The organism is Sporosarcina thermotolerans (assembly GCF_030067815.1).
Taxonomy (GTDB): Bacteria; Bacillota; Bacilli; order Bacillales_A; family Planococcaceae; genus Sporosarcina; species Sporosarcina thermotolerans.
Window position 1 is genome coordinate 3,085,473 of record NZ_CP125968.1, and the last position, 18,457, is coordinate 3,103,929.

At 40.1% G+C, this 18,457-nt stretch carries 23 protein-coding genes; 3 read left to right on the forward strand and 20 right to left on the reverse strand.

Going from position 1 to position 18,457, the window contains the following annotated elements:
• Window positions 1-59: 59 nt before the first annotated feature.
• The 16 genes from QNH10_RS17420 to QNH10_RS17495 all read right to left on the reverse strand — a co-directional run bounded on the left by QNH10_RS17420 (window position 60) and on the right by QNH10_RS17495 (window position 14,905).
• Entirely contained in the window at window positions 60-1,748 is a 1,689-nt protein-coding gene (locus QNH10_RS17420) for a methyl-accepting chemotaxis protein (RefSeq protein ID WP_283732566.1), read from the reverse strand.
• A gap of 125 nt (window positions 1,749-1,873) precedes the next feature.
• On the reverse strand, window positions 1,874-2,551 hold the full coding sequence (locus tag QNH10_RS17425; protein WP_283732567.1) for a GNAT family N-acetyltransferase: 678 nt from the start codon (window positions 2,549-2,551) through the stop codon (window positions 1,874-1,876).
• Window positions 2,551-3,660, reverse strand: coding sequence for a mandelate racemase/muconate lactonizing enzyme family protein (locus QNH10_RS17430; protein WP_283732568.1), 1,110 nt, complete (start codon window positions 3,658-3,660; stop codon window positions 2,551-2,553). Before QNH10_RS17430 ends, QNH10_RS17425 begins: the two co-directional genes overlap by 1 nt.
• A 190-nt stretch (window positions 3,661-3,850) precedes the next feature.
• Window positions 3,851-4,264, reverse strand: a complete 414-nt coding sequence (locus QNH10_RS17435; protein ID WP_283732569.1) for a VOC family protein — start codon at window positions 4,262-4,264, stop codon at window positions 3,851-3,853.
• Between the two features lie 71 nt (window positions 4,265-4,335).
• Window positions 4,336-4,671 (reverse strand): SLC13 family permease, encoded by a 336-nt coding sequence (locus tag QNH10_RS17440; RefSeq protein WP_283732570.1) that lies wholly within the window; start codon window positions 4,669-4,671, stop codon window positions 4,336-4,338.
• Window positions 4,668-6,143, reverse strand: a complete 1,476-nt coding sequence (locus QNH10_RS17445; protein WP_283732571.1) for an SLC13 family permease — start codon at window positions 6,141-6,143, stop codon at window positions 4,668-4,670. The genes QNH10_RS17440 and QNH10_RS17445 overlap by 4 nt, the downstream gene beginning before the upstream one ends.
• 172 nt (window positions 6,144-6,315) lie before the next feature.
• On the reverse strand, window positions 6,316-6,492 hold the full coding sequence (locus QNH10_RS17450) for a hypothetical protein (RefSeq protein ID WP_283732572.1): 177 nt from the start codon (window positions 6,490-6,492) through the stop codon (window positions 6,316-6,318).
• Window positions 6,493-6,668: 176 nt separating this feature from the next.
• Window positions 6,669-6,974, reverse strand: a complete 306-nt coding sequence (locus QNH10_RS17455) for a hypothetical protein (protein WP_283732573.1) — start codon at window positions 6,972-6,974, stop codon at window positions 6,669-6,671.
• Window positions 6,975-7,025: 51 nt separating this feature from the next.
• On the reverse strand, window positions 7,026-7,247 hold the full coding sequence (locus QNH10_RS17460) for a hypothetical protein (RefSeq protein ID WP_283732574.1): 222 nt from the start codon (window positions 7,245-7,247) through the stop codon (window positions 7,026-7,028).
• Between the two features lie 109 nt (window positions 7,248-7,356).
• Window positions 7,357-7,899: a hypothetical protein gene (locus QNH10_RS17465; protein WP_283732575.1), complete on the reverse strand. Its 543-nt coding sequence runs from the start codon at window positions 7,897-7,899 to the stop codon at window positions 7,357-7,359.
• A 305-nt stretch (window positions 7,900-8,204) separates the two neighbouring features.
• Complete coding sequence (locus QNH10_RS17470) at window positions 8,205-9,323, reverse strand: hypothetical protein (RefSeq protein WP_283732576.1); 1,119 nt, start codon at window positions 9,321-9,323, stop codon at window positions 8,205-8,207.
• A 140-nt stretch (window positions 9,324-9,463) separates the two neighbouring features.
• The gene (locus QNH10_RS17475) at window positions 9,464-10,360 is read right to left on the reverse strand and encodes an ATP-binding cassette domain-containing protein (protein WP_283732577.1); all 897 of its coding nucleotides are present in this window, start codon (window positions 10,358-10,360) and stop codon (window positions 9,464-9,466) included.
• Window positions 10,361-10,563: 203 nt separating this feature from the next.
• Window positions 10,564-12,609, reverse strand: a complete 2,046-nt coding sequence (locus tag QNH10_RS17480; protein ID WP_283732578.1) for a TRAP transporter permease — start codon at window positions 12,607-12,609, stop codon at window positions 10,564-10,566.
• Window positions 12,602-13,126 (reverse strand): DUF1850 domain-containing protein, encoded by a 525-nt coding sequence (locus tag QNH10_RS17485; protein WP_283732579.1) that lies wholly within the window; start codon window positions 13,124-13,126, stop codon window positions 12,602-12,604. Before QNH10_RS17485 ends, QNH10_RS17480 begins: the two co-directional genes overlap by 8 nt.
• Before the next feature lie 90 nt (window positions 13,127-13,216).
• A complete protein-coding gene (locus tag QNH10_RS17490; RefSeq protein ID WP_283732580.1) occupies window positions 13,217-14,158 on the reverse strand; it encodes a TAXI family TRAP transporter solute-binding subunit in 942 nt (313 codons plus the stop codon).
• Between the two features lie 177 nt (window positions 14,159-14,335).
• Window positions 14,336-14,905, reverse strand: coding sequence for a phosphatidylglycerophosphatase A family protein (locus QNH10_RS17495; RefSeq protein ID WP_283732581.1), 570 nt, complete (start codon window positions 14,903-14,905; stop codon window positions 14,336-14,338).
• A gap of 174 nt (window positions 14,906-15,079) precedes the next feature.
• Here QNH10_RS17495 and QNH10_RS17500 point away from each other — a divergent pair, with 174 nt between their 5' ends.
• From QNH10_RS17500 to QNH10_RS17510, 3 genes are all read left to right on the forward strand, one after another.
• Window positions 15,080-15,805: an alpha/beta hydrolase gene (locus QNH10_RS17500; RefSeq protein WP_283732582.1), complete on the forward strand. Its 726-nt coding sequence runs from the start codon at window positions 15,080-15,082 to the stop codon at window positions 15,803-15,805.
• Window positions 15,806-15,894: 89 nt separating this feature from the next.
• Window positions 15,895-16,410, forward strand: coding sequence for a YjcG family protein (locus tag QNH10_RS17505; RefSeq protein WP_283732583.1), 516 nt, complete (start codon window positions 15,895-15,897; stop codon window positions 16,408-16,410).
• A 74-nt stretch (window positions 16,411-16,484) separates the two neighbouring features.
• Window positions 16,485-16,847, forward strand: a complete 363-nt coding sequence (locus QNH10_RS17510; protein WP_283732584.1) for a GNAT family N-acetyltransferase — start codon at window positions 16,485-16,487, stop codon at window positions 16,845-16,847.
• A 224-nt stretch (window positions 16,848-17,071) separates the two neighbouring features.
• Here QNH10_RS17510 and QNH10_RS17515 read toward each other — a convergent pair whose 3' ends face one another.
• From QNH10_RS17515 to spoVAE, 4 genes are all read right to left on the reverse strand, one after another.
• Window positions 17,072-17,374: a hypothetical protein gene (locus QNH10_RS17515; RefSeq protein ID WP_283732585.1), complete on the reverse strand. Its 303-nt coding sequence runs from the start codon at window positions 17,372-17,374 to the stop codon at window positions 17,072-17,074.
• Between the two features lie 230 nt (window positions 17,375-17,604).
• Window positions 17,605-17,856 carry a stage VI sporulation protein F gene (locus tag QNH10_RS17520; protein ID WP_283732586.1) on the reverse strand — a complete coding sequence of 84 codons (252 nt, stop codon included), beginning with the start codon at window positions 17,854-17,856 and terminating at the stop codon, window positions 17,605-17,607.
• 17 nt (window positions 17,857-17,873) lie between these two features.
• Complete coding sequence (locus tag QNH10_RS17525) at window positions 17,874-18,020, reverse strand: YjcZ family sporulation protein (RefSeq protein ID WP_283732587.1); 147 nt, start codon at window positions 18,018-18,020, stop codon at window positions 17,874-17,876.
• Window positions 18,021-18,094: 74 nt separating this feature from the next.
• The gene (gene spoVAE / locus QNH10_RS17530) at window positions 18,095-18,457 is read right to left on the reverse strand and encodes a stage V sporulation protein AE (RefSeq protein WP_283732588.1); all 363 of its coding nucleotides are present in this window, start codon (window positions 18,455-18,457) and stop codon (window positions 18,095-18,097) included.

Sequence of the window (18,457 nt, forward strand, 5' to 3'; positions counted from 1 at the left end):
TCAGAATCGTTGGAACGCGTAAAAAAATCCCCACACCCGCTATAGGTGTGGAGAAATTGTTATACTGTAAAACGTCTCATATCATTTTGTAGTTTTTCGGCAACTTCTGAAAGTGTTTGGGCACTCGAAGCGATTTCCTGGTGTGATGCCAATTGCTCTTCAGTTGCTGCACTTGTTGACTGGGCCTCCGCCGATGTTTGCATCGCGAGCTCCTCAACTTTTTCAGCCCCAAGCGTTACACTATTGGTCATAGAACGGATCTTCTCGATTGCTGCAGAAACCGTTTCAACTTTTGCACTTACATCATTTGTCGCCAATTTTATCTCGTTGAACACATTATTCGTCTTGTAGGTAATTGTTAGTCCTTCTTTTACTAAACTGTTTCCAACTTCCGAACTGTTCACTGCAAGTGAAACATTTCGAATGACGGCGTCAATCATTCGACCAATTTCTTCTGCCGACTTTTTCGATTGCTCCGCCAAATTCCGTACTTCATTAGCAACTACTGCAAACCCTCTTCCTTGTTCTCCCACACGAGCGGCTTCTATTGCAGCATTCAATGCCAAGAGGTTTGTCTGCTCTGCAATTCCAGTAATAATTTCGGTGACTTTCCGAATTCTTTCCGAATGGACGGCAAGATCAGTAATGATGTCAGCTGATTGACTGAAGGAATTGGATATGCTTGTCATTTGATTTGTTACTTCCTTCATCAAATCGGCGCCATCCCCCACAAGTTGTAATACTTGCTCTGATGACTTCAGCATCGCTGCATTATCAGTCGTGATTTGATTAATATCATTCACCATTTCGCCCATTGCATCATTCGAAGAATTTACAAGATTCACTTGCATATCGCTTGCCAATAAGTTCTTTTCGGCAATTTCTGCTACCAGCTCCGAGGCTGCAAGGCCCTCTTCAGAACTGGCTGTCAATTGCTGTGCCTGTGCTGCAAGCTGGTGTGCTGAATCTCTTGTATTTGCGATAATCACTCGTAGATCTGTTTTCATCTCATTGAAGGCTATTGCCATTTCGCCAATTTCATCCTTATTTTTAATATTCAATGGATCTATGGCAAAATCCCCCTGTGCAAGCCTTGTTAATCCACTTGTCATTTTTTTCACTGGACCCGTTATGTTTTTACTAATGAAATAGGAGATAATCATGCTCAAAATCAGGACAATTGCCATTACACCTATTATAAAGTAGCCTGTCGATTGTATCCTTTGTTCCATTTTTTCTTCGGCATCATAAATTTGCGCACGTTGGTTGCTTATTAATTTATTCGCTTTATCTATAACAAGTATTTGATACGGTTCTGCGTCTTCTGCGTATTTCCTCGCCTGCACATCTTTACCTATATCGAAGGCAGCAATCGCATTGTCGGTTAGATCACGATATTGCTTGGATGCAATTTTTAGTTCTTCAAGCAAGGCTTTGTTTTCTTTGGATTTAAAAGACAAATCCAATTCCTCAATTTTTTCGTCAATCACTCGAAGCAACTTAAATCGATTCCCCAAATAGTCCTTATCATTTCGTAAAAAGTAGCCCCGTAAATCATATGAAAGGTCTTTTTGATTGGATGAAAGCTGTTCCAACAATATAATTTTTTCCATTTGATCGTGAAGAAGCGATTTGTAGTTCCCACTTATGTTCGGAATGGTCAAGTAACTAAATGACCCGGAAATTATCATCAAAACTAATAAGGATAGAAAACCTGTCCATAATTTCTTACCAACTGAATATTTCATTAGTATCCTCCTAAAATAGTAAACAATTTAATTATAATCTACTAACTATTTTTCGTATAGTACAAGGAGTAGGGGATAGCATAAGAAAACCGCTCCAAGTCATATTGACTGGAACGGTTCTGTTTTCATTTTTGATATTTCACAATCCAGGATCCATTATTCTGTTCTATACCGACACCGATCCAACCTTCACTTAACAATGATTGTTGCTTTGCTATATCAGACATGTCAACCACGGTACTGACCCGATTTTCGTTAACTTTACAACCAAGTTCTTTCATCAATGTGTAACGGAGCAGGTTTCCGTATTTTTCTTTCAAGGATACAATGTGCATCCCTAATGCAAATTTATCCTTTAGACTGGCAATATTAAATGGAGCAACCGTCGCAAAAACATAACGATGACGATGTATGTCAATAGCATCTACTAATAGTTTCCCAAGAATCTGTTGTAGGCCGTTCCCCCTGTAATCGGGATCGACAGTTGAAACTTCAGAATAAAGGACATACGACAATTTGGACTCGCCCAATCCAGCGTCCAACCCGAGATGATCCCCATCAATTTCCGGTTCAAGCATTGCCCTAAAGCCAATCAACTCATCGTCGTGAAATGCACCGATCATGGATCCGTTACCGTGGAGGATATTAAGAAATTCCTCTTCGGATAGTGGTTGTAGGAATGAAGAATCCGCTAATGTAGCAATCACTTTCCTCTGTAATTTCATAATGGGATTCAAGTCTTCTATTTGCAACGTCCTAATAAATACTGTTTGACCGCTTTTCAACGTAAGTTCTTTTTCCATTAGACTACTTTCTCCGAAAAGACGGTCAACTTATTCAATATATCCTCGTTGACAGTAACACCAAGACCTGCTTTTTCTGTCAAACGGATGAAAGGTATATCATATTTCAAATCACCAATGTCCTCACTAAACTTCAGCGGTCCAGTCAATTCGACACTTGTCATGATTTTCTTTGAAAATGCAACATGGAATCCGGCAGCTGATCCGATTGAGGATTCCACCATGGATCCGACTTGACATTCGATTCCTGCCATTTCCGCCATATGGGCAAGCTTCATAGCTGGATAAATCCCCCCACATTTCATCAGCTTTATATTCACCTTATCTGTAGCACGCTTTGCGATGATTTCCCTCATTTCACGGAATCCCCTGAGTCCTTCATCAATCATCATTGGAACGGAAGTCTTCGATTTGATCTCCACCATTGCATCGATATCATCGGCTTTCACTGGTTGTTCCAGCCAATCGAGTGAATAATCTTCAAGTTTCTTTAACGCTTGCAATGTTGTTGAGCTGTTCACCCAACCTTGGTTGACATCGACACGGATTGCAATCGTTTCTCCGACACGCTCACGAACTGCTTTTATTCTCTCCACGTCATCCCAAACATTTTTCCCGACTTTCATCTTCAGTGAACGGTATCCTTCAGCAACACGTTGCGCAGCCTCATCTGCCATATGCTCGGGAGTTGCAATGCTAAGCACATGTGTGACCGGGAATTCATCGTGGAATCTCCCGCCAAGTAAATCATAGACAGGAACACCAAGTGCTTTTCCTATGACATCATAGCAAGCGATGTCCATTGCGGCCTTAGCTGCAGGAACTCCATATATTTCTGCATCCATGGTTGCATGAATTTTTTCCATTTGAGCTGGATTCATACCGATTAGTTTCGGTCCGAGCGTATTTTTCAATACTGCATATGTACTTTCCCAACTTTCTCCTGTTACATGTTCATCTGCAACTGCTTCTCCATATCCTATATGACCCGTATCAGTAGTGATTTTGACAATAATCGAAGGCATATAGTCAAAGCTTGCATAGCTAATTATAAACGGTTCATGCAATGGCAGATGGATTGCATAGATATCAATTTCTTTGATTTTCATTATTGTTTCTTCCTTTCAATAGGCGAATGTCATAGGATATTGTAACACCCGTTTTAATCGTTGGTCACTCTTGAGCGCGGGGCAAGACTTCTTGAACGCTGAACATGAATTCTTGAGCGCCACTTTTTAATATTAGCGAGCCAAAACAAAAACGGCTAAGGAATTACTTATCCTTGCCGTTTTTCTATAGTCACTCTTCGTAGCTAAGCTGCCACTCAATGCCGAATTGATCTCGCAATGAGCCATAGCTCTTGCTCCAGAAGGTCTCCTGTAGATCCATTGCTACTTTACCGCCTTCTTTCAACCTGCCAAATACTCTTTTGATTTCTTCCATATCATTACTAACAAAAGCCAAGCTTACATTATTCCCCTGAACAAAATGCGAACCCGGGAATGTATCGGAGAACATAACATTACTTCCGTTAATATCCAACCGAGTGTGCAGGACCAGATCCTTTGCTTCTTCCGGCAGCGAGTAATTCGGGTCTTTTGGCGCTTCACCAAATGTCATGATTTGGGGTTTTTCTGTATTGAATACTTCCGCATAAAACTCAGCCGCCTGCCTGCAATTTCCGTTAAAAGTAAGATATACATCGATAGCCATTTCATCCACTCCTATTCAATAGTTTCTAACCTATTACTCATCATAACGGAAAGAAATCGGAATAGCAATCATCATGACGATAAACATGATAAATTGCAAGGGAACGCCGATTTTAACAAAATCCTTAATTGATAACCCCCCGCTGTCATGACAAGCGCATTTGTCGGCGAAGCGACTGGCGTGGAAAATGCCATGCTCGCCCCAACTGCAACTGCTATTAAAAATGGATATGGGCTAACCCCTATGCTTAACGCTGCGCTTAACCCGATAGGTGCGAATAAAACCGCTGTCGCTGTATTGCTAATAAATTGGCCAAACAGCATTGTAATGAAGAAAATTCCTCCTAAAACTCCCAATGGTCCAAGGCCACCCATAAATTGAATGATTCCTTCTGATATAAGTATCATTCCACCGTCTTCTCAAGCGCAGTAGCCATTGGCAACATAGCTCCGATCAGGACGACACTCTCCCAGTTAATTTGACCGTATGCATCGTCCATATTCCGTACACAGCCCGTCAATATCATCAATGCAGCACCAATCAATACCGAAATTACCGCAGGGAAGATTTCAAGAACCATTAGAAGTACCATTAAAATCATAATCACACCCGCGATAGAAGCCTTCCCGCTTGCCGCTGCCATACTTGCATGCTCCTTCGGCTGCCCGATGACGACTACATTCCGTGTGTCCCTTGAAAGCAATTCAATTGAATCCCACGAACCTTGCACAAGAAGGGCGTCCCCGAATCGAAGCTTCTGCTTGGACATGTCTTTCTCAACATATTCACCCTGTCTATTAATGCCCAAAATGTTTAAATTATATTTCTCCCTAAATCCGATTGTTCGAAGCGTCTCATTGATAAGACTCGAATGAGGTGTAAGGAGAACTTCCGCAATGCCCAATTGTTTCGAGACAAGTTCATCCGCTTCGGACGTGCTTTGTTCTACAGATAAACCATAGTCTTCCGCAAACTTTTCCACATTTGACAGTGAACCTTGGATATATAGTCGGTCTTTCTCTTGTAGGATGCTATTCGGCCCCGCCATTTCATGAAAGTTCATCGGCAATAAATTCATGCCTTCCGTTGATTTCCTGCTGATTTTTAAAATACATAGATGATAATTGGCAGGTATCTTTAGCTGTGCAAGTCGTTTCCCTACAAGATCGGATCCTACCGGTACTTTGACAAGAAACAGGTTACCTCCAAGCTGATAGTCAGTGGCAAGTTGTTTTGCCGATAATTTATTATTCAAATTGGAAGCAGTGGTTTTTCTTTTCGGCAACAATTTGTTCCGAACAAGGTATAAATAAATGATCCCGACAACAACACCAATTATTCCAATCGGTGTGATTTGGAAGAAACTCAATCTCTCATAACCATTGTCGACAAGGATTTGACTGACGATCAAATTCGGTGGAGAAGCGATCAATGTCAGCAAGCCGGAAAAACTGGCCATATAAGATAGCGGAATTAAATATTTTGAAGGACTGCTTTTAATGCTAATCGCAATGCTTACAACAATCGGCAACATAAGTGCAACCGTGCCAGTATTACTCATAAAAGCCCCGACTGAGGCAACGATGACAAGCAAAAGTATGAATAACCTTTTCTCACTTTCACCGGAATACTTCAATAAAAGTGATCCAGCCATTTGCGCAAGTCCTGTCCTTAAAATCCCTGCGCCAATTACAAATAAGGCCGCTATCATGATCACTACTGAGTTCGAGAACCCCGACAATGCCTCTAATGGAGATAGAATACCAGTCAATACAAATGCAAGCAAAGCAAGTATCGCAACAAGATCCGCCCTAATTTTATTCGTCATAAATAAAACAACGGTAATTCCTAAAATGATAAAAGTTAGTATCAGTTGCACTTCACCCGTTCCCTTCCCACTATTATTATCTCTATTTTAGTACAGACAGGAAAAAAGTGCCCTTTTATTAGGCACTTTTCTGTGAACATACTTACTGAAGTTTAATCATCCACCGGTGTGAATAGAACTTTGGAAACTTTCGTGACGCGGAGCTTTTGTCCATCTTTTAAACTCACATGACTAGTTGACTGAGATATTGGGGCCCCCCGATTATTTCATACAGAATAGGCTCTTTATCCTTTTCATGTATTTCCAAATATCCTAATCCATAATCCATACTAACGATGTACTCTCCAGCTTCAATATCCAATCCAACTTCCCAAATACCGGCTGTCAGCTCGGTAGCCAAAAATGTCGACACTGGCGTGAAATTGACAAAATCATATCCACCATCCGCAAAAATGGTATAGGAATCCTTAATATCGACAGTAAGACTGGCGACCCCAGCATATCCTACAATTTCCCTTATGATGAGATCACCATTTTCATCATAAATGAAGATATTTCCTGCTGGATAACCCGAGATTAAGTATCTTCCCTCCTGGAGGAGATTTTTATACCTTCCTTCGTAAACACACCTTGTCCGATTTGTTCAATTCCTTCATTGCTCCGATCAGCTGTAGAGAAAATTTCAGGATTTATCTTCCCGATCAATTCATCTTTTTCGGATCCAATGATTTCAAAGTTTTTTTCATAGTTAGCAATTTTTTCTGTCACCGATCCTTGTAATGGATGGCAACCCGTCATAATTAAGAGGCATAAGGCCACCAAAAAAACTGACCCTATTTTCCCGGCTCTATATTCAAACCAATTCCGTAGTTTAAATTCCATACCAATCCACCATCCCCGATTTTCTCCTTGTGCATCGCCAACTCCTCTGCATCAGCTAACTTTTAATGCAAATTCCCTTCTACGAATATATAGAAGCATATTCCGCAAATATAAAATGACGAAAGCCATCAGATTTAATCCTATTAGCCAAATGTACGAATGTTTGAAGTCCATTTTTTTATTGCCAAATTCCATTGCAGCTTCCCCACTTAAAACGGAGGCAATATCGATAAATTTCAACGGAAATAGCCAATTGGATTCAACACCTGCCACACTTAATAAATCGGGGCAAGAAGGATAACAATCAAAATCAAAATTGTCGCATACAGATTCTTTGTCAGTACATTAATCAAAACAAAAGCTATATACAGGAACAGTGCAATTAAAGCAAATGCGATAAACATGTACACGATATAGCGAATTGTCGACACTGCAATAAAATCTGCATCTTGGTAAACAAGTACTGGCTTAAGAAAGTTCCCCCACTCGGTTTTACCTGCAACATAATATGCCCAACAATGATGCCCCCTAATAGGAACATCATCGCCTGAACTAAATGGATAGTTAGTTTGCCAGTAACCCTTTGCATGAAGGAAATCGGAAAACCACTAACAACGGATTGATTGTGCTGATCGACGACCAACATGCTACTTCCGCTTATTAATATGAATAGGCAAAACAATAATCCGCTGATCAAGCTTAAAGCGACCGGTAGATAGTTGCTTGCCGCAAATGGATTCGGAACAATCGAAAGCTCATGATCTTTATAGTATTGTAAAAGCGCAATTTCCTTTTGAATTTCTTCTATAGGAACGACATACTTCGGATGCAGCCCAATGTTCCCCATCGCATGCAATTCAAGTCGCAATTCACTCAACTTGATACCATCATCTATATATTTGTCATAATCACTTTTCTTCCACAAATAAAATCTCTGCATGTTAAGTAAAGAGGATTGCTGTGTTAAATTATTGTAGGCCGCTTCCCCTTCTGTCGTCTCCCGAAGCTCTTCCGGGAAAGCATTGAAGATGGTATTGAATTGCTCTGCTTCCTCTTTTTCATTCTATGCATATCCTTAATTTCTGTTAGACTATAACTGGAATAATACAATGGGAAAAACACGATAATAGCGATTCCTAACAACCAGTTTTTCCGATTATGCAGCAATAATTTTGTCTCAAATAATAAATACTTCCAAAACATAATCGTATCCTTTCCTATTCATTATTTTTATGTTTGATAGAAACGTCTTTTATTAATAGCTTTTGAACAAATGAATAGAAGAATTTCAATAACCGCGATTGTGGCAAGCAACACAACAAGCCCTTTCGTAAATGTAATCGTCTCCACATTTAACAGAAAATTCTTCTCTCCGTCGACAATCTTTCCAAAGTCAAAATATATATGAGGGAAAAAGCTAATATCTACTCCGAATAGTTCCCTTGTCGTTCTAGTAGCAAATAGGCGATCCGAAAAGAGGATTAAAGTACTTATTAACAAGACAACCCATTCGTTTTTTACTATTAAGCCTAAAACGACATTCAATCGGATGAAAAGGAAGATTAATAATGGCACCCCGATTAATGTTTTCGCAACAAAAGTTGCAATCGAAATGACATCATAATCTTTAGCTGTAAACAATTGCTGAGCGATCATGATAGGTACTTCCAAATCGAAGTAGCCAAAACCGAACTGCAAGCCCATTACAACGACCCCTGCAACAAGTACGGCAGCGACTATGAGCAGTGAATAAAGGAATGTCGATAAGGATTTCAAATTCAATTGCCGATACCAGGACAACGGCATCCCTTGCAGAACCGTCCGGTATTTACGATCCCTTGACAAAATATCACTGCTAAAATAGATTGCACAGAACAGAATGAATAGAATACCGTTTGTCTGTAGGAATTTTTGTAAAGCCTGCAAACCTGTCTTTTCATATATCAGGCCATATGTAATCGGGTAATTATTTTTGAAATAATCCTCATAGCGCATCATTGTTTGCTGATATAAATGTGCCCTGTCTTTGCCTGGGAATGGTGAAAGTGAAAAAAGATTCGGATCTGCTGTGTATTCCCACACATTTCCTAAAAGGGTATAGTTCCTTAAATAAAGGAAACGTGTGTAGTCCATTTCCTCATACGCATTAAGCATTGCATTATTTAGCATGTAATAGTATGCATTGTTGGCGTACACAAACTCGCCTGACCTTAAAACAATTCCTGTATTTCCTTTTTCCTCCCTGAACTTCTGCTCCACTTCAAGGGTTATCAAATAATCTCTAACCTCTTCGGGATAATAGGTTTCTTTTGTTTCTTCATTCGGCAATAGAATTAAACAATAACTCAATAGCAGGACTCCTATAAATAATACAAAAGGAATGTTCCGCCTGCTTCTTGATGTAATTAGAAATTCATGCTTCAAATAATTTCGATTCATCCTAACTTCCCCTTTTAGTAGAAAAGTCTTTACTCATTTCTGTACACTTTTCATGCATTTTTCGAATAAAACTTATCATAGTATTCAACCGTCCCTAACGGTCCAACTGTCATTTCCTTTTCATTATAATCAAGCATACGTTCAATCCACTTTGTTTGATCCACCGCACTCATTCCGTTTAGTGGAATGCATAATAAGTGGTTCGCCAAATAAATATGGCCCTCTGGCAATGTCTCCTTTTCTTTTAGCATTTCAAACTGTTCCGGATTCACTTCGATTTTTAAGTAGACATCATTTTCGCCGGTAAATCTATGTTCATGCACAAACTTTCCGTTTTTCAGGAAAAGCACTCTATCAGCATACAAATCTAAATTTGATAGTAAGTGAGATGCGACAAAGATGAGCTTATCCTTCTTCATTTCCATTAAGCATTCCGATAATAAAGCCACATTGTCCACATCGAGTCCATTCATCACTTCATCCAAAAGGATGACAGGCGTGTCAGCTGCCATCATCATTGCAAAGCAAAGGCGCTGCCTCATCCCTAATGAATATGTGCGAACTTTCCTTTTCACGTAGTTCCCCATTTGAAGACGCTCAATGACTGCCGGTACATGTTTTGTCGATCCCTTCCACATATTCGCGAAGAGTTTCAGGTGATCCACTCCGGACAACTCCCCAAACAGGTCTTTTTGTTCAGGGAATGTACATAACTGCTTATGAATCAATAACTCTTCCTTTTCATTTCGGTAAGCGTATTTACCATCAAATACTACATGCCCCGAATCAGGCTTTACAAAATTCGCCATCACATTGAACATCGTTGATTTCCCGGTTCCGTTTGGAGCCGCCACACCTATGATTTCCCCTATATTAGCCGTTAACTCCAATTTATCCAAAACGGCTTTATCATTATAGGTAATTGACACATTTGATAATTTCAACATCTATTCTTCCACCCTTCAGCTTGTTCTTGCCTAACGCTCTTATTTGGTAATTTCTTGATACTTTCTACTATATACATAAGAGTCAATTAATTCAATAGTATTAAATATCACCATTCTCAAATAGGTTCAATTTATTATATATTTCATAATTTAATAAAAAGCTGCCACAGAAGTTAAAACACCTTCCATGACAGCTTTTTTAATTATGAAGCAACTGCTACTTTATTTTTATCGTCATTCCCTTTCGTTTTCCATTGAATTGCCCAAAGGATAACGAAAAGAATTAGACCGACAATATCCGTAATTGTTTCCGGGAAAATTAGCAATAACCCGGTTGCTACAATAATAATTCGCTCCAACCAATTACATTTTCGATACCAATAACCTATCATACCTGCCCCTATTGCAATCATACCTACTATGGCCGTGAAGACGACCCAAATAATTTCCAAGAAGGATGCATCAATCATAAGCATTGCCGGATTGAATACAAACATATATGGAATGATGAATGCTGCAATCGCAAGTTTTGAAGATACAACACCAGTTTTAATCGGATCTCCCCCGGATATACCTGACGCAGCAAATGCAGCAAGTGCAACAGGCGGCGTAATATCTGCGATAATCCCGAAATAGAACACGAATAAGTGAGCTGAAATCGCTACAACAAGTGGTACTGTCGTTCCTGGTCCCATTTCACCGCCCATTAGGAGTAAAATGATGGCAGGAGCTGCGATTGTCGATGTAATAACATAGTTTGCAGTTGTCGGCGACCCCATTCCAAGTACTAAAGCCGCAAGCATCGTAAAGATAAGCGTTAATAAAATATTCCCCCCTGCAGCTGAAACGAGTCCATTTGCAAGACTTAACCCTAACCCTGTCTTAACAACAACCCCAACGATAATACCGGCACACGCGGTTGCTGCTGCAACAGCCAATGCAGTACGCGCACCATCAACAAGTGCCATAATAATATCTTTAAATCCAAGACGTGTAGATTTATCGAAGAAACTGACGACTAAAGTAAGAACTATACCTAATAATGCCGCTTTCATCGTCGGAATTCCAAGCAATAGGAATAGGATAATCCCTAAAATCGGCAATAATAGATAAATCTTTTTCAACGTCGCCTTCCGATCCGGCATTTGATCCTCGGACATGCCTTTTAGACCGACACGCTTCGCCTCAAAATGCGTCATAATCCAAATCCCAGTAAAGTAAAGCAAAGCAGGAATAGCTGCCGCTTTGGCAATTTCCCAATAAGTTACGCCTCCGATGAATTCAACCATCAGGAATGCAGCGGCCCCCATGATAGGTGGCATGATTTGTCCTCCAGTTGAAGCAGCTGCCTCAACCCCACCTGCAAACTCCTTGCGATACCCTAACTTTTTCATCATAGGAATTGTATATGAACCTGAACCAACAACGTTTGCAACGGAACTTCCTGAAATCGTTCCTTGCAATGCACTTGAGAAGATCGCTACTTTGGCAGGTCCACCGGTTAAACGACCCGCAAGGACAACTGCTAAATCATTGAAATAGTTCCCTACACCTGTTTTTACGAGGAAAGCCCCGAATAATAAGAACACGAAGATGAATGTCGCAGAAACACTGATTGGCGTCCCTAAAATACCATCTGTTGTATAGAACATTAATTGGACAATACTTTTTATATCTTGACCACGATGCGCAAGGAACCCTGGAAAATACCGTCCGAAAAATGCATATACCAAGAAAACGCTTGCAATAATAGTAATTGGTAATCCGACGGCCCGTCGTGCAGCTTCCAATGTTAATAGTACAGCTGCGATTCCGATAAGGAGATCCCAGTCGGAAACCCGCCCAACACGGCCAATTAAATCACCATAGAATAACGGCCAATACAATCCAACTGCAATCGCAACCAAGGATAGGATTATGTCATAGAAAGGAACCTTATCTTTTTTAACTCCCGGTTTCTTTCTTGCTGGGAATAAAATAAAAATAAGTGACAATGCGAAACCTAAGTGAATGGAACGCTGAATATAGGCAGTGTACGGAGTTCCGATGGATGTGTATAATTGGAAAAGCGAAAATGCAAGTAATCCAACGAACACGATTATCTTGAAAACCCCTTTAACATTCCGAGTATTTGACTCCGGATCATACTTCTGTAAAATTTCCAACTGCTGTTCTTCTGTTAACATTTCATTACTTTCTACTTCTGAATTAAGTTGTATTTTTTCTTTCTGTTTTTTATCTTTAGCCATTTATCTTTACTCCTTTCATCATTTGGTAAAATGATAGGCGTTGCACTCTAAAAGAGTACGATTTTCCTCTTATTAAATGTTTTTTTAAATCTGTTTCAAATCCCTCATAGCGGAAAGCGAGATCCGCGTCGACATCGCCAACAAAAAGGACGAATGATTGGATAATGTTATGCTCAAAAGACAGCGTATACAAACCATCTTTGACAGATAGGGTCTGGCCTTTTTCCGCATATCCCGGCAAACCAATTCCAACATCTTCATATTGCATAGATAATAACTGTATGGCATTTTGATCGGTCACCTTATAGGACTCAATTACATCAGTTAAAAAGATGGAGTGAACATACCTTATTTGAAATTCCTGCTCATTTTTCATCTTTACATAATAGATTTCTGGATGATTTGCCCGATATTCTGTGAACGAGAACACCTTATGTATCGGCAGGAAAATAAAGGCGAGGACAACAAGGAGCGTGAATAGCAGAATGACGGGCGGAAATACTTTCTTCCATTTCATCCGCCTTCTTCCTTTCTGGGTGGCAATTAAGAATGGGACGGATGAAGCATGTCGCTTCACCGCCCCGATTCCGAATTTACCAAGATTAAATTATTTTTGTTCGTCGAAGTACTTTTTTGCACCTGGGTGAACTGGAATACCGATACCGTCAAGTCCAGTTTCTGCTTTAATCAACGCAGCTTTCGGATGCGTCAATTTAGATGCGTTGTCATAAATCGATTTTGTGATTTTATAAGCCACATCTTCTGGAATATCATTTTGGATTACTAACATTGCACCAACTGATACTGTAGGTGTGTCATTAGCAATTCCGTAAGTTCCTGCTGGGATAACTTCTTTTGCATAGTAACCATATTTTGCGATCAATTCGTCAGCTTTGGCATCTTCAACTGGAACGATAAATACTTGCGCTGTTGCGTTCAAACCTTCAACAGCAGCTGTTGGAGTACCAGCAGTGATGAATGCTGCATCGATTTGACCAGCTTGCAAGCTCTCTGTAGACTCACCGAAGTCCAAATCTTGTGCTTGGATATCATCCATTGTCAAACCATGGATTTCAAGAAGCTGTTCAGCATTCGCATACGTACCTGAACCTGGAGCTCCTACAGATACTTTTTTACCTTTTAAGTCAGCAAATGATTTAATTCCAGACTTTTCAAGAGTAACTAATTGAACTGTTTCAGGATATAGGAAACCGATTGCAGAAACAGTGTCGATGATTTCACCATCAAACATCATTTCTCCTTTAGACGCATAATAAGCGATATCCGTCTGCACGAAAGCAAGTTCAGCTTTTCCGTCCTTAAGGGCAGTCATATTCGCTGCCGATGCTTGTGAAACTTCAGCTGTTGTTTTAATACCAGTATCCTGGCCGATGTTTTCTGCAAGTGCTCCCCCAAGTGCGTAATAAGTACCTTGCGTACCACCTGTCAAAATACTTAGATATTCAACGTCTTTTTTACCGCATGCTGATAGAAGTAGCAATGTAAGCACTGACATCAATGCAAGAATGCGTCCTACTCTCTTATTCATACAATCTCTCTCCCCTTTGTATTATTATAGTTTTGCAACTTATCACCTATTCTAACACAAATAATCATTCACTTGTCAACGTTTCTTGTGAATAGTCTGTAAATCGCAAGCGTTTTCATTCCGAATTAATAAAAAAAAAGAAGATGAAGCTAAACTTCTTCATCTTCCAGGAACGCTTTATTCAATACTATTCTTTTCATTTTCTTTTTTGTTTAAATCAAGGTAAGTTATTCCAGCTTCATCCAAATCTCTTTTCCGGTGCGCCAACCGGGAAGCAGCACATGAAGCGATGCTTGCGACGAGGTCATCTAAAAATGTATGGACACCGATTCCTTTTTTCGTATCAAGATCATTAATAATACCGATTTTATTTTTATCCAAGTGACCAAATGTAGTTACGGCAATGGACCCATACGTAAAAACTGCACCTAATGCAATCGTTTCATCCACACCGAACAGTCCTTCATCAGAATCAACAATCTGTTGTAAAGGGGCTGATAATTTCCCTTGCTCCGCAAGTTCATCTAACTCGATTCCGACAAGGATTGCATGCTGAAGTTCCCTCTTACGTAATACCTTTTCTACAGAGTCTACACATTCTGCAAGATCAAGGCCTTCATTATAAGGAACTTGCATTTCGTAGACAATTTTCGCCACATCTTCCAATGTGACACCTCGCCGTAGAAGGGCTTCCTTTGTAGCTTTAGTAACAACATCGCTATGGACTATATTTTTACCAGTGAACATTAATTATTACCTCCTTTTTCTAATCCGTGCTTATCAGATATAATATGACCGTTGCCTTTCAATTGATTCTAAAGCATTGTCAACATCCTCAACCTAATAAGCTTTTTAAGGATTATACCTGTAGGTACCATATGATACAATCTTGATACATAAACAACAAGGGAGGACTAACTTATGGAATATGGAAAAATCGAAGAGGTCAACTTTTACAGCGAAGCACTTGGTGAGGAAATGCAACTTCTCATCCATTTACCATATCAGTATTCACCGCTATATAAGTATTCCGTTCTCATTGCTTCGGACGGCAAGGACTATTTTCAATACGGTAGAATTGGACGCGTCGCCGATGAATTAGTTAATGAGGGCGAAATCGATAATATGATCGTAGTTGGAATACCATATAAAAGTGTCAAAGAGCGAAGAAGAATGTATCATCCAGCCGGTGATCGACACAAAGATTATATCCGTTTTCTTGCGCATGAGTTAGTTCCTTATATTGACGAAAACTACCCAACCTATCAAGTCGGGGCAGGAAGAGGATTGATAGGAGATTCTTTAGCCGCAACGATTTCATTGCTTACCGCATTGAAATATCCGAATTGCTTTGGGAAGGTCATTCTTCATTCGCCTTATGTGGATGAATATGTACTCGAACAAGTGGAAACCTTAAAAGATCCATCCAGTTTCTCCATCTATCACGTGATTGGCACCGAAGAGACGGAAGTAAAAACGACTGTGGATGGCATTCAAGATTTTCTTACTCCTAACAGGAATTTAAATAATTTAATAAAAAGTAAAGGGTTTTCATACTTCTATGAAGAATTTAAAGGGGACCATACGTGGAAGTATTGGCAAAAGGACGTTCCACGAGCTATCAGAAAATCCTTTCAATATGAATGATGCCAATTTAGGCAAAGTGTGGGCGATTCTGCTATAATTAACGATATGAAGTAGTGTATTAAAAACATTTTACGAGGAGGTCGTTTAGGATGAAATATGGTGTAGTCGCATTTCCATCAAAGAAACTCCAAGACATAGCAAACGGTTACAGGAAGCGTTATGACCCACATTATGCACTTATTACGCCCCACATGACTGTTAAGGGTGTATTCGAAGCTGATGACAAAGAAATTGAGCAAGTGGCTGTAGCGATTCGTGAGGTAGCAAATAAGCATAAGCCTTTTGAATTAAACGTCTCAAAAGTAAGCACGTTTGCTCCTATTACAAATACGATTTTCTTCAAAGTAACACCTAATGAGGATATACTTGCACTCCATAAAGACCTGAATGAAGATTTCTTCGGTGTAACGCCGGAATTCTCCTTCGTTCCACATATTACAATCGCTCAAAAACTCACTTCAGGTGAACATGATGATATTATCGGTCAAATTAAGATGGTGGGAGTCGATCACACCGAAATAATTGATCGTATACACCTTCTTTACCAACTTGAAGACGGATCTTGGACAGTTTATGAAACTTTCCGTCTTGATGAGGAAAATTGAAGATTGATTGAAGTTAAAATTGCCGATCCGATCGGGAGCGTGAAGCAGCGTATGATGTTCGGAAAAAAGTTTTTGTGGAAGAGCAAGGAGTTCCCCTCAGTCTAGAAATGGACGAATTTGATAAAACAGCCGCACATTTCATCGTCTATGATGATGATCTACCGATTGGGGCCGGGCGTATCCGGGAAATTGATAGCGGCATCGGCAAAGTGGAAAGGGTTTGCGTTTTAAAAGAATTGCGTGGCAAGCATCTTGGTAATCTTATTATGCTTGAACTCGAAAAACATGCTAAGTCCACAGGCATGAAGAAAATCATTTTGAACGCACAGTCTTATGCAGTACCTTTCTATGAGAAACTTGGATTTACGGTCACCTCTCCGGAATTCATGGATGCCGATATCCCCCATCGGGCTATGGAAAAAGATATCAGTAATTGAAAAACCGCTTCAGTCAAGGTGACTGAAGCGGTTTTTCGTATGGAAAATGGGCTGTTGGCGAGATATCGGTCACTTGTCGCGAGTTATCGGTCACTTGATGCAAGTTATCGGTCACTTTGAGATAGTTATCGGTCATTTTATTACTTAAGACCTAACTAAGGCATGAAGTTTCCTATCCCTTTTTATGTTCGCTATGTTATTTCGGACTGCCCCTGCTCTTATTCTTATACGTATTGATTCACCACAAGGCCTTTCCCTACAAGGCTTGCGATTACAGGTGATAGATTGGTTGGATTCGGGATGAAACCACTCGTCTCTCGAGAATTTGGGACAGTCGTTCCCAATTTATCATTCTCGGATATTCTTTCCATTTCTTGTTCAAGGGAGTTTTGGAATTTACTCATTAATTCGGTGTCCAATTTCACTTTTTGTACTCGATTGATATAAGCAAAGTTTTTAAACTCCACATTCATACGATTTGCATACATTTCCGATTGAATTGGCTGAATCGGCAGTTGATAGCCCATTTCCTCACCTCTTTTATATGACTATCCCCGTTTGTAGATTGTATGAAACACTTGGCTAATTGTATGTATATGAAAAAGGGTGGCACTAAACGCCACCCTCCGCTTTTGTTTCATCCAGCTGCGGGTGGCAGCTGCTCGGGTCGCTTCAGGTTTGAAAGTAAAGGCAAAGAACGCCTTTATTTCAAACCTTCCAGCGCCGGTCGCAGCTAAACACCACCCTCCGCTTTTGTTTAGTTATTCATCATTCGTTGTATGTCGTTGAAGTTTACAGAGTTTCCATTGTTGACGATTGATCTTACCAATTCGTCTTCCATATGCTGTGGGACGTTTTTGTTTGCAAGCCTGCCGACTTTTTTTACGATTTTACGGACTTGCCGCTCGTCGCTGAAGTCTGCATACTGGATAGCGTTTGCTAAAGCAAAAACTTCTTCCATTGGTACACCTGTTTTGGATTCAATTTTCTTAAAAAACGAGTCATTCATACCCTTTTACCTCCCCCTTAGCAGATAAAGCTGCTGCCAACAATGATTAGCAAGATGAAGAGAACTACAATTAGAACAAAAGTGGAACCGCCATAGGAACCTTTTCCATACCCGCCATATCCACCGCAGCCGTATCCGCCGCCAGAATAGCATCCACCAAACATAAAAATCCCTCCTTCCCTTCCGTCTATCCTATGCAGATAGCGGAGAGAATGAGGGGGCGTTTGCACAATCATTTTTATATATTGCCCTTCGGTTTAAAAATAAATGATGCGATGAATCCAAAAAGAATGGCTGCACTTATCCCAGAACTCGTCACTTCAAACATCCCAGTTAAGACGCCGATTAGACCGTGTTTTTCAGCTTCAGCAAGCGCTCCATGCGTTAATGCGTTACCGAATGAGGTGATTGGAATCGTGGCACCTGTTCCGGCAAAATCGATTAACGGTTCATAAAGACCAAAACCATCCAAAATGGATCCCGCAACGACCAATGTACAAAGTGTATGTGCAGGGGTCATTTTTGCTACATCAAACATCAGCTGCCCAATGACGCATATTAAACCGCCCACTATAAAGGAAGTAATGTAAATCGAGAACAT